The sequence below is a fragment of the Streptomyces sp. NPDC111656 genome, assembly GCF_055656965.1.
Map to the genome: position 1 here is coordinate 1 of NZ_JBVKCA010000034.1, position 12,458 is coordinate 12,458.

At 67.7% G+C, this 12,458-nt stretch carries 5 protein-coding genes; 2 read left to right on the top strand and 3 right to left on the bottom strand.

Annotated elements, in window-relative coordinates:
- Positions 1–1,678 precede the first annotated feature (1,678 nt).
- The gene (locus ACZ7M3_RS48460) at positions 1,679–3,937 is read left to right on the top strand and encodes a hypothetical protein (protein WP_472072599.1); all 2,259 of its coding nucleotides are present in this window, start codon (positions 1,679–1,681) and stop codon (positions 3,935–3,937) included.
- A gap of 671 nt (positions 3,938–4,608) precedes the next feature.
- A complete protein-coding gene (locus tag ACZ7M3_RS48465) occupies positions 4,609–8,748 on the top strand; it encodes a CHAT domain-containing protein (protein ID WP_472072601.1) in 4,140 nt (1,379 codons plus the stop codon).
- Between the two features lie 38 nt (positions 8,749–8,786).
- On the opposite strand, the gene ACZ7M3_RS48470 is transcribed toward ACZ7M3_RS48465, so the two are convergent.
- The 3 genes from ACZ7M3_RS48470 to ACZ7M3_RS48480 are packed head-to-tail and all read right to left on the bottom strand — an operon-like array spanning position 8,787 to position 12,458.
- Positions 8,787–9,566 carry a hypothetical protein gene (locus tag ACZ7M3_RS48470; RefSeq protein WP_472072603.1) on the bottom strand — a complete coding sequence of 260 codons (780 nt, stop codon included), beginning with the start codon at positions 9,564–9,566 and terminating at the stop codon, positions 8,787–8,789.
- Positions 9,556–10,914: a CHAT domain-containing protein gene (locus tag ACZ7M3_RS48475; protein ID WP_472072605.1), complete on the bottom strand. Its 1,359-nt coding sequence runs from the start codon at positions 10,912–10,914 to the stop codon at positions 9,556–9,558. The genes ACZ7M3_RS48470 and ACZ7M3_RS48475 overlap by 11 nt, the downstream gene beginning before the upstream one ends.
- On the bottom strand, positions 10,911–12,458 hold the full coding sequence (locus tag ACZ7M3_RS48480) for a hypothetical protein (protein WP_472072607.1): 1,548 nt from the start codon (positions 12,456–12,458) through the stop codon (positions 10,911–10,913). The genes ACZ7M3_RS48475 and ACZ7M3_RS48480 overlap by 4 nt, the downstream gene beginning before the upstream one ends.

The window sequence follows — 12,458 nt, forward strand, 5'->3', positions numbered from 1 at the left end:
GGGGGCGGAGAGCCGGGGGGCTCTTCAGTTGGCCTGACGGCCAACTACGGGCCTGACGGCCCGTTAGGTGCTGTCGTCGTGCCTGGCGGCACGACTGTGTGTCGAAGTGCGGGGTTGGCCCTGGCGGGCCAACTCGGTTGGTTTCTCTGGGAGTTGGCGGGCCTGGCGGCCCGCTCGGCAGGGGGAATGCTGTCCTGCCTGGCGGCAGGACGAGGAAAAGTGAAGCCCCCTCCCCTGGCGGGGAGGGAAGGGTGGGAATCTGGTTGCCGGCGCCTGTCGGCGCCGGTGATGTCATAACGGGGTGGTTGCGCAGATATTTGAGTTGCCTGCGCTCCCCTGCCGGGGAGCTTGAGTGATAGGAATGAGTGAGTGTCAGTTTCCTTTGATACAGCACGTGTTGTGATTCTCGCGCTCTGCGTGTGGCGGCATGCGGCGGTACATGTCTGTCTCTCGTCTCTCTGCAGGTGAGATGACGCCTGGCGGCGTCAGGAAGCTTGGACGGTTGTCGTCTGGGGTATCGGGTTTTTGACTGTTCGCCTATCCACTGGCAGCCGGGAGGCGAGGGGCCGGTACCAATTTTTTTGCTTGCACGGTGAGTTGTCAGCAGGTGATGGGCGGCATTGCATCGTGTCACTCATGGATGGGGCCAACTCGCCTTCGCCCGAGGCACGTTGCGACGATCGGGTAGTCATCTTCGGTGAGCGGTCGGGGCTTTGAGCGGTGCCGGACGTAGCGGCCTGTTGTCGACGGCCAAGGACGGCGTAGGGACGGGCTTGCTGGTGCGGCGCGCGTGCGTGCCGTGTCGGATTGAGCGGCTCGGGAGGCTAAATGTGTACGCGGCAAGCGTCGGTTGGCTGACTCGACGTGCTGGGCGAGGGACCAGTTCGGTGATCCCCACCGTGCCTCCAAGGCCAGGATCGAACTGGTCGCCTATCCCCAAGCCGTCGTTCTCATCGGCCTGCGCCTCACCGCACCGGCGAGACCGCCTCCAGCTGCCGACCGGGGCCGTACGTACACCTCCCGAACCAGGCTGGCAGGCCAATCGCCCTTCTCTAGCCGGTCGATCGGGTCGCTGAGCAGTTGTGTGGCGCGTTCCCTCTTCACTGCGCGGCTCCCCGTGCCGCGGAGGCGGCACGGAACTCCTGCATCATCAGCGCGACCGATCCGGTGACCGCACGTACCGTCCCGGGCCATGGCCCTGTCCACCGCTTCGGCGTCCGCGGTGTCCCAGAGGTTCTCCACCGTTGCCGCATGGGGGCGGGGACGACAGGTTCGTCACCCACTCCGGCCACCGTGACGTGCGGGTAGTCCCCGCCAGGTTCCGCGGCTTCCTGGGGTTTCAGGGGCGGTTGGGGCGGTTCGAGGCTGCCGCCGTAGCCGTCGTCTCCTTTCGCAGCTGCGCAGCGGCGGGGATCAACACCGCGACCAGACGACGATGCCGACCGCCAGTGGCAGGCGCTGCTGTCGAATGGTCTGACCGCAGAGGGCGTGCCCGCTGCTCCGTGGTGACCACCGGCCCATGCCATATCCCAGCGCCGCGACCGCTCTCCTTCTCCCCGGTCGGTCTCACCAGCGCCGGCCTTCTGGCCGTCCGTTCAAGCCAGTTGACCGCGCCCGCCCGCCACTGTCAGTGCCCGTGGCTAGGCTTCAGAACCGGTCAAGGGGGAGGTTTTTCGTGATGTACGGTCTGCTGACGCCGGATGTACCGCTCGGCCCGTTCGAGGGCACGCCAGTCACCGTGTGGTCGACTCAGGGCAAGCAGGCCAGACTGCATGCCACATCGTCGTGTTCCTATCTGCGCTCCGCCCGCGCCACCGAGCGGGTGGTGCAGCTGGATGCCTCTGTGGTCGGCCGGATGTGCCCCCAGTGCGGGACCTACAGCTCCTGGGCCCGTCTCGGGACGGGTCTGGCCGTCTTCCTGGACATGCTGACCGGCCTGGGGCTTCTGTATGAGCTGGACAGCTTCCGCGACGCGGACGAGGACGCCTCAAGTGACGAAGAGCTCCGGCAGGCGGCCGCCCTGCTTCACCGGCCTGCGTCCGACGGCCCGGCGGGCACCGCCCCGCAGGGCGAGGCGGAGGGCGACGAGGACGACGCGTGGGAGGAGCTGCAGGAGGCCAGGCGTGTGCGCGAGACGGTGTTCGGTGAATGGCGCGGCGCACTGGCGAGCATGCACCGCGCGCACCAGCAGCTGGAGCTGTTCCCGTGGCTGAAGTCGTGGGCCGAGGCTGCGGTGGAGCTGAAGGCGGGCCGACTGCGCACGTTGCAGGCCCAGGCCCGGCTCCTGGTCACTGCGGACGCGCTGCTGGCGGCGGCCGCGGTAGCCGCCATGGAGGAGCCTCATGTCCCCGCCGACGACCCGGCGTTCGCGCCGCTGGGCACTCCTGCCGAGGTGAACAGGCAGCTGCTGTCGCAGTGGCGGCGGTGGCAACGGGCGGTCGAGGACAGCTGGGATCACCCGCGGGAACAGGCCTACCTCGTCCACCATCTGACAGAGGGGATGAGCAGCCGCCGCAAAGGACGCGATCAGGTGCTTGAGCGTGCCCGGGCCGTGCTGGCCGATTGGGAGGCCGCCGCCCGATCGGCGGCCGGCGGGAAGCACGACAAGCGGATCCTGGTCGCGCGCCTTCCCCACGACGCGGCGACGGAGTGCGACTCTCGCAGGTCGCTCCTTGCCCGGCTGGATGAGTGGGAGCTGGGCGTTCTCGCCTCGTACACGGTCGACACCGCTTGGCAACCGCGGTCCGTCATCACCGTGCACGTGCCGGAGCCCGTGGCCGCGCGCCTGCTGGCCCAGCATCACGGACTCTCCTACAGCGAGCCGGAGACAGCCGAGGCTGAACCGGCAGCGGCTGAGACCCTGGCAGATCGGTACTCCAAGGGCGCATCGCTTTTCGGGCCGGGGGTGTTCGACGACACTCCGGTCCACAGCAGGCGTCTGCTCACCCGCGAGCACCTGCGCGCGCTGCGCGCCGCCATGCGGGATGCGGAACAGTTGTACGTGGTCTTCTCCGCCGATGCCGGGCTTGAGATCGTGGCACTGAGCGTCCTGGAGCAGCGCTGCACTGCGGGATGGCAGGGGGTCCTCATCGCGGGAGCCAGTGACCTGCCCGACGCCCTCTTCGAAGCCGGGCACTGCGCCCCCGGCCAGGACGTTCCGGAGGACGAGGAGATCTGGCCGGAGCATATTCACGATCCCCACCACGAGGCGTTCGGCCGCCGTTTGGGCACGGCGGAAGGCGAAAGGGTGCTGGTGCGGCTGTGCGCGGGACGCCGGGATGCTGGCCACGCGCTGCGGTCGCTGGCCCTGGCACGCGGCGTGGCCGACCTGCGCGAGCTGGAGGCTGCCGGGTGCGACGACCGGGGATTTCCGCGTCGCCCCTTCGCGTCCGCGGTCTGGCACGGTCTGCTGGCCATGGAACAACTGGACCTGGAGCCCTTCGCAGCCGACACCGGCACCGAATGGCGGCGTGGGTCGGGGCTGCCGCTGGGCGTGCTCGCCCAGGTGCAGGCCTACACCTCCGACGCGGCCGGCGAGTACCAGGGCCGGGCCCACTCCCCCGGCTGCAAACACCGGCGCCCGGAGCACGGCGTCGGCCGCGACGACGACTTGGTGACCGTCGAGGAGCTGATGGACAGCAAGGGCTTCGACCCGTGCAGCAAGTGCGGCGGCTATGCCGTACGCCGCCTCAGCCAGGACCAGGTCGCCTACTACCGCGCCGCGCACCGGCTGCACGATCTTGCGCAGAAGGTGCACACTGTGGCCCGCAATGGCGGCACGGGCAGGCCTGAACTGGCAGCAGCACTACAGGAGTTCACCGGCCTGGACCGGCAGATCACCGAGTCGTGGTTCCCCTCGCGGGAGGGAGCCCGCCAGTGGCAGCACACCGTGGACCGCCTGTTGCGTGAGCTGCCTTCGCCGGCAGGATCGGCGTGACCTGGGCAGCCTGTCGCCCTGCCGCAGCGGTGCCCCTTCCGGCGCAGCCTGTAGCCCGCACCGGCTCTCGGGCACTGCTACGGGATCCCCCGTGCCCAGCCTTACAGCCCGCTCGTGTCCTCGCCGTGCCGACAGTGATACGCACCCGCCTGACTGCTCGGTCTCGCACGGACAGCCAGCGTAGCGACCGCTGGTGAAGGTTCTTCACCGTTCTGGCAGCAGTGCGCGCTCCAGCTCCCGCCACTGTGGAACCCGCCTGGGGGGAGTGGGTCGATGAGACCTCACAATCATGTTGAGATGCCTCGGCCGCTTCATCGTATTCACCAGCCGTGGTGTATGATCCGCGGCTCTTGCTTGCCTGGCCTGGGCCGGCAGAGGCATAGCTGAAGTTCGAGGCGTTGCAGGGCTGCTGTGCCTGCCGGGTGGAGCCTGCTCCATCGAACGTATGTCGGGGTGTCAGAGCAAGCCTGTGTCAATGATTATGGGCAACACGGCGGCTGACTAGCGAGGGGGCTCATGACGATCCTGGACTCGTGCGGGGTGTTGACCGCGCTGACTGCGGTCGGTCGGACCGGCGATGTGCTGCACTCCGGAACACCGCATTGCGATCCGCTGCATCGTTCTGGCATCCCTGTCCCTGTCACCTGCAGCGCAGAGGTCGAGCAGGCCTCATGAGTGGCGACTACGCGGCGGCGTTAGCGCTCTTGCGGGCTCGGATCGTCGATGTGCGAGGCTCGCTTGAACTGTCCGTGATGACCGGGTCTGAGGTAGCCACGGCCATCGCTACCGTTCGTCAGGGCATCGCTGCCGACTGCCCGCTCGAGGAACGCGGCTACCTGATGGAAGCCATCGGCTGGTACCACTTCGGCCGCGCGCACTCCGGTGACAGGATCGATGCTGCTGAGTTTGAGATCTCCGTCCAGGCGTTCGCGTTCGGCTTTCTCGCCCGAGTCGGTAGCATGCCCAACTCCGTATTGCCAGCGGTGGCCGCGGCGAGCCGGTCTCAAGCGGATGTATTGCACCAGCGTGCGATCGAGGACGAGCCTGATCTGTTGCCCTGGGTAGTCCGCCTTTGGCAGCGCATCGCCGAAGCGGCGCTGCCGGAGGACCCCGGCACCGCGTGGTCGTTCGGGCGCCTCAGCTACGCGGCGTACCAGCTGTTCCAGCGCTCCGGCGACTTACGGTTTCTGCGGATGGCAGTGGACGCCGGGCAAAAGGTCGTAGGGCTCACGCCTGCCGATGTCGATCTTCAGTTGCGCGCCGATCGGATCGCCAACTTGGTGATGTTCTCGTTGGAGTTGCGGCGATTCACCCTCGAAGGCGACCTCGATGCCCTCGAGGCGTGGTGCCGGGAAGCTCTCGTCGGCACGCCCAAGGACCACCCGGAGTACGCTGGCCGTCTGGGTCTGCTCGGCAGCGTGCTCAGTGAGCAATTCGGCAGGCACCGTGGTGGCGCTGCCATGGATGAGGCGATCGATCTGTTCACTCGGGCCTGCGGTGCGGTCGGCCCAGACCCTCGTGCGCGAGCACTCCTACTGATGAATCTCGGCTCAGCGTTGCGTGACCGGGCAGCGGCGACGTCCTCTGCGACCGACGCACAGGCCGCCGTCGTTGCCGCGGGTGAAGCACTGCAGACTTATCCAGCCGACGGCGCCGAACGGACTACGGTCGAGCAGCAGTTGTTCCAGGCCCGATTGCAGTTGGTCGCTCTGATGCCGACGGCCCCCAACGTGCGCCTCGTGATCGTCTCCGGCCAGGACCTGCTGGGACGCCCAGATCTGAGCTGGGAAGATCGAGTGCTCGTGCTGGGTGTCCTCGTGGACGCATGGCTTCGCACGTACAAAGTGACGGGCGAGCACGGCGACTTGGACGCTGCGGTCGCGGCCGCTCACACGGCCTTGTCAGCTTCTGCTATTGGCAGCTCATGGCGCTGCACTGCTTATTACAACCTTGCGTTGGCACTGCTGGAGCGATTCCTGGTCCATGGTGAAGAGGCCGATCTCCGCGCCACTCAGAAGGCCCACGCGTGGCTGATGGCCTACGATCCCGACGGCAGCCGCGGCGCCGCCGTCTCCGCGACGCTGCATCGAGTGCGCTACGAACTCAGCGGCGATCGAGCGCACATCGACGCGGCCGTCGCTGCCGGACGTGCCACCGCCGATCCGGCTGTGCTGGATGCCTTGGCTGCCGCTCTGGCCACGCGGGGCCGGGCTTACGCTGATCTCGACGACCTGCATGAAGCCGTCGCAATCACGCAAGATCTGTTGACCGAGGCACTGGATCCGTGGGAGCGAAGCAGGCTGGGCGCCACGCTCAGTGGTCAGCTGCGCCAGCGGTACGAGTTCGGCGGTGCGCTGGCGGACCTGGACGCGTCTGTTGAGCTTGTCAGGGCAGCGGACGAGTCAGCCCTGTCCACCGGGTGGTTGGCAGAAACCAATCTGGCTGCAGCGCTGATGACCCGGTTCGAGCGATACGGCAATCCTGACGATGCGAATGAGGCTATCCGGCTCGACCGGGCCTCGATCGCAGCTACGCCATCGGGGCATCCCTACCGTGGCCGGTTCCATGCCAACCTCTGCCTCGGGCTGCGGAGGCGGTTCGAGTGGACAGGAGCCCTCGCAGACCTGGACGAATCCGTCGAGCATGGTCGTTCGGCGACCCGTACCGCCCGCGCAGTCGACGCCGAACGCCCGCAATACCTGGCCAATCTCGCGCATGCCTTGCAGGCCCGCTTCGCCCGAACCGGGCGGCAGAGCGACATCGACGAGGCCATCACCGCGGCGCGGGCTGCGGTTTCATCCGCCTGTGCGGCCGGTCGGCCGGATACGGCACGGCTGCTTCCCGCGGTCGCTGGAGCGTTGCTGCGCCGGCATCTTGCCTACCGACACCGGCCGGACCTGGATCAGGCGGTCGACCTGTTCCGAGAGGCGGCCTCCGCGGCGACACTGGCCCCGGAGGACTCGGCACTGAACTGGACCAGCACGGGTACGGCGCTGGTGCGCCGGTTCGAGATGTACGGCGACATGGCCGACCTCGAAGAAGCGGTCGAGGCTCATCGCAGCGCGGTGCGTGTCTCGCGCCTGCACGGAGCGTTTCGGGGCTTCATCCAGTACAACCTCGGCCTCGCGCTCGTGAAGAGTGTCCTGGCGGGAGGTCACGCCGACCTTCACGAAGGCATCGATGCCCTGACTGTTGCGGCGGACGATGAACACACTGCAGCCCACCTACGGACACGTGCCGCGCACATCGCCGCGTCCTTTCTCGCGGGCAGCGATATCCGCCGAGCGGCCGACCTGGCCGAGACGGCCATACATCTACTGCCGCGTATCGCGCCCCGGGAACTGGCTCGTGATGACCAGGAGACAGCCCTGTCCGGGTTCGCCGGCATCGCTGGGCTCGCGGCCGCGCTCGTCCTCGCCACCTCAGCCCCGGCGTTGCGAGCCGTCCAGGTGTTGGAGTCCGGCCGCGCCGTCTTGCTGAGCCAGGCACTCGCCACCCGCACCGATGTGTCCGACCTCCGTGTTGCCCACCCCGGGCTCGCCGAACGATTTGAGATCGCGCGGCAGCAGCTCTCCGCGCTGCCCGAGCCAGCTACGGTCGGACCCCACCGCGTCGACGTCGCCAACAACCTTGAGTCGATCATCCTGGAAATCCGGCGCCTTCCCGGCTTCGCGACGTTCCTCGCGCCGCCGGATGAGGATGAGTTACAGCGCATGGCCGGCTCGGGCCCCATCGTCTGCTTCAACATCACGGACGTCCGTAGCGACGCCCTCGTCGTGACGAGCAGCCGCATCGCCTTCATCCCCTTGCCCGGGGCCAGCCAGCACGTGGTGCGTCGTCGCGTCGAGGAGCTCACCGCGACCCTCGCGATCCTGCGGAATTCGGCATCCAGCCTGCGCAGCCGCATCCAGGCGCTGCAATCCTTGAGCCAGCTTCTTGAATGGCTCTACGACAACGTCATGGCGCCTGTGCTCGACAATCTGGGCCCGTGCGATGAACCGTCGCGTGTCTGGCTGTGTCCGGGCGGGCTGCTCGGCCGCCTGCCCTTGCACGCCGCCGGTCACCACCGCGCATCCGGTACGGTGCGCCGTACTGTGCTGGATCGAGCCGTCGTCTCGTACACGCCGACGGTGCGCGCGCTGGAGCACGCACGCAGTCGTGCGGGGGCACAGCCACCCGCCGCGGGTGCACTCATCGTGGCGATGCCACAGACACCGAACGCCGACGCGTTGCGGTTCGCGCTGCAGGAGGCGCAGCTCGTCGCAGGGTTCTTCCCTCGGCACACCGTGCTGACAGCCGGGCAGGCGGACGGCCTTCGTGTCGATGGCCCGGCCACTGCAGAAGCGGTCCTGCACCACCTCGGCGCTCACGACGTAGTGCACTTCGCCTGCCACGGTGTGCTCGATACTCGCTCTCCTTCGCTCAGTGCGCTGTTGCTCGACGACCACGAGAGCAAGCCCCTGACCGTGGCACGGATCTCGACGGTGCAGGTCGTGGCGCCGAGGATGGCGTTCCTCTCGGCCTGCCAGACCGCAGTGACTGACCACGAGGCGCTGCTCGACGAGTCGATCCACCTCACGTCGGCCTTTCAACTCGCCGGGCTTGCCAGCGTGATTGGCACGATGTGGGAGATTCAGGACGCGGTCGCGCCGGACGTCGCGGCCGCGATCTACGCGCGAGCCGTCGGTGACGAGAGGACTGCAGACCCGGCGCGGATTGCTGCGGCGCTGCGTGGGGCCCTGCTCGAACTGCGTGACGCCAACCCCTTCCGGCCCGATCTGTGGGCCGCGTATCTGCACGCGGGCGCCTAACCGGCGAATACCGTCCGTGGCGGGTCCTGCTGTGTCTGTCAGCGCACGTCGTCTGGGCTTTCGATCTCGACGAAGGTGGGTGCGGGCGCCGTGTCCGGGGCGTCGGTGTCGTCTGGGTCACCGCGCACCTCGAAGCGGGCCCGGCGCAGCGGCGGGTCGAGGACGTGGTGGCCACGCCACATGACGGTGGTGGTGTCCTCGGTCGCCAGCCGGGCTTCAAGCCCGCTCCAGTGGAGTAGGTCGAAAAAGGGGGCTGCTCCGGCTGTGAGGGCGGGGCCGAGTTGGGCTTGGGCGCGCATGCGTAGCGTGGCTTGGGCTCCCTGCTCCCGGGCTATCAGCACGAGTGCGGGGCGTGCGGTCACGATCTCCGTCACCACGATCCAGCGGCGGTCCCAGTCCAGGTTCCGGTCCTGATACCGGGCCAGGGCGGCCTGCCGTAGGCCGCGCAGGTCAGCGAGGGGGTGCACGGTGGTCTCTCCGGTGCGCAGAACGAAGGCCCCGGCACGGTTGAACTCGTACGTGATGTCTGCGGTTGCGTCGGCCACCGTGGCTTGTACGCCGGCTCGGGTGGTTCCGCCCTTCCTACTGGCACCTCCGCGTGAGGCGTAGTCGATTTCGCTGCTCACCCCCGGGTCATCAGGCTTGGCCTCGATCTGCAAGGCTTCGAGACTGGTCTCTTTGACCCAGCCGCGTGACGTGATCGTGCCGACATCGCCTAGTTTCATGGGCGTGCCGGGCAGCCAGACAGGCAGTCGCTCGAAGCGGCCGTGGAACTCGTTCCAGAAGGCGTCGAACAGCGAGTCGTCCTCATGCGTCATGTGTCCTGCTTTCGTCAGGGCGCCGGGGTGTGTGGGCTGAGTGTGTCGTGGGGCGGCTGTCGGTGAGGGGGGCGGTTTGGAGGCGGCTGCTGCCGTGGAGCATGTAGAGGAGCCCCAAGGGGTTGGCCTCTTTCTCGACCAGGCGCCATTTGGCGGTATGCAGGCTCTCGCCGGCGGTGGCCCCGGAGAGTAGGGCTCGGTAGAAGTGCGCGGAGAAGCGGGCGGCGAGCCGGTCGGGGAGCCGGGCTGCAGTGGCGATCACTGCTCTGTTGTAGTTCTTCTCGAAGGGGGTGAGGAGCGAGCCGACTGTGGCCGGGTCGTAGACGGCGGTCTCGCAGGCGTTGAGTAGCACCATGGGCCGCGAGGGGCGTGCTCCGTGTGCTGTGCGCGTGCGGTGGTCTGCGGCTGGCAGTTCGGCGTCCAGTGTGTCGTGGCTGACCACGACAAGTTGGCCGTCCCCGCCTTGGAGGTGGAGCTCGAAGTTCATCGATCCTTGGTCAAGCTGTGCCGCGCCGTGGCAGGACAGGTGCAGGACCTGGTCGGGGTGGTCGAGGTGGCGGCCGTCCACTCCCAGCGACGGGTTTGCCAGTTGGTCCCACAGAGGTGGGGCCGTCGAGGGGGTGGTGCTTCCCTCCTGGGGGTATGGGCCTTCCAGGCGGATGTCTGAGCGGCTCCGTAGGAACTGCAGTTCTCTTTGCGCGCCGTTGTATTTGCTGTGCCAGACGAAACGCACGGGCAGCGCTCCTGAGGAGACATCCAATACCTGGTCTGGCAGTACTGCGGTGGCGGGCTGGCGCTCGACGACTGCGCTGAAAGCCGGAAAGACGCGGCATGCGTCGAACAGGGATGCTGGATCGTCCACCGGTCCCTGCCAGTAGACGTCGAACAGAGGCAGGACTTCCCACGGGAAATACGCGGCGCTGTCCGCGACGACCTGGAGGAGTGGTACGGGGGCGCCGTCGATGTTCCAGGTCGGGCACCAGGCGCGTAACCGCTGCTGCAGTTCCTCGTAGGAGGCCAGTGGGTCGCGCAAGACCTTCCACAGGAACTGGCGTCCTGCTTTGGCCAGTTGGATGAGGCCGTCGCCGGCTTGTCTGGGGTCCAGTGCCTCGGCGCTACTCCATCGGCGGCGGATCTTTTCCAGGTTTTGATTGAAGAGGAGGTGTAGTTGGCGGGTGACGTCTTCCGCGACGATGTCCAGGCGTAGTTCGTCTGTGCCGTGTCTCTTGTGGTGCCGGGTGAGCACCAGTTGACGGCCGTCGCTTCTCGTGCGGATCGTGGCATTCGGGCTCGATGCCTGACGGGAGGCCGCCCCCTCCATGGCGAGGGGCAGGCGGTGGGCTGTCACAGGGTTGGCTCGCCTTCGCCGTCGATGGCGTGGAGGTCGAGGAGGAGGACCTGAACAAGTCGGCCGTCGGTGTAGATGGCGATGCGCAGATCGAGTTCACCGGGCTCGTCGACTCTGATCACGGATGTCAAGCGGGCCGTGTCGTTGCCGACGCCCAGCCGTACGGCGTGGCGTGGGCGCCGTACCGAGGTGAAGGGCGCCTCAATCTCCACGTCGATGTCGATGATCGGCTGCACCTGCCCGGCTGTGACGAGCAGGCCATCGGTCACCGCACCCACTGGCAGAAGAGCGCTGACGATGCCGGGGTCCTCATACGCGGGCAAACCTAACGCCAGCGCAGTCACCAGCGTGTAGGACTTCCCGACGGACAGCCGCCACAGCGATGTCCCGTCCTCGTCGGTGACCGGCCTCAGGTCGATGAAGCCTGCTCCGCAGGCACCGCGGAAGGCCGCGGGTGTGGGTGGGATGAGCGCTTCCCGTACGCCTTCCTCGACCCGCCGCAGGACCTCCTCGCCAGCCTCGGCCTCGCGAGGATGCTCGTACGTGCGCCGGGTCACCGTCTCGGGCGGTGCTTCGCCTGTCACTGTCGTGTACTGAGGTGGGCCCGGGACGTCGTAGCGCGTTCGCAGGGGGACGCCCTGCCGCCATTCCAGGCACAGGGCACGGTTCATGGCCCGTTCCTCGTCTCGGTCGCGTGGCAGGGGCAGGTGAAGGACCGTGTAGAGGTCAAAGCGGTGCAGGTCGAAGGCCGTGCGGCGGGCGGTGGCGTAGGACAGCGTGTAGTTCGCCGCCGCCCGGTAGGAGGCTTGGGCAAGGGCGGCGGGGAGCAGGGCCAGTGCCAGTCCCGGATCCGGGCTGTGGGCGGCGAGGATGGGCAGCGCAATGAAGGTTGCGATCGTAGCGTGGACACACATTGCGGCGGCAGCGTCCAGGATGGTGCGGCGGTCGTCGACGGTCCGCCGCAGTTGCGGACTGAGCAAGGCATACAGGCGCGGCCAAGCGACTACGGGGTCAAATCCGTACTCCTGGCCAGCACTTTCCTCGGCAACGGCGAGTGCATTGCCGAGCGCGGTCGGGCGGGTGCGCTCGCTGTGCGGGGGAAACCGGGCACGGAGTTCCAAGGCGGCCTCACCCGCTTTGCGCACCATGGTGGCAGAAGGGACTTGTGTGCCGTCCCTGCCCATCAAAGTTCCCAGATCCTGCTCCATCCTGCCCAGTTGGTCCTCCAGCCGGAACCTGCGACGGGTCTGTCGGTTCTCGCCGTAGGAGGCGAGTAGCGAGGGCCAGTTTTCGCCGGTGAGGAGCCGCAGATACGACGCCTGGTACGGGCGCAGGATGCCTGCCGTCGTCACCACGGCAAGTCCCAGCAGGACCAGTTGAGTCGTGCTCAGTTCCCCGACGCGTCGTAGTGCAAGGGCCAGCGATAATCCATCCTGCTCACCCTGGCTGAGCAGCAGCAGTCCCAGGAACGCGGTGACCACGCTCAGGGGCAATACACCGGCCCAGATCAGCCGTCCCGCCCCGGGGCGGCCCGTGCCGCCCAT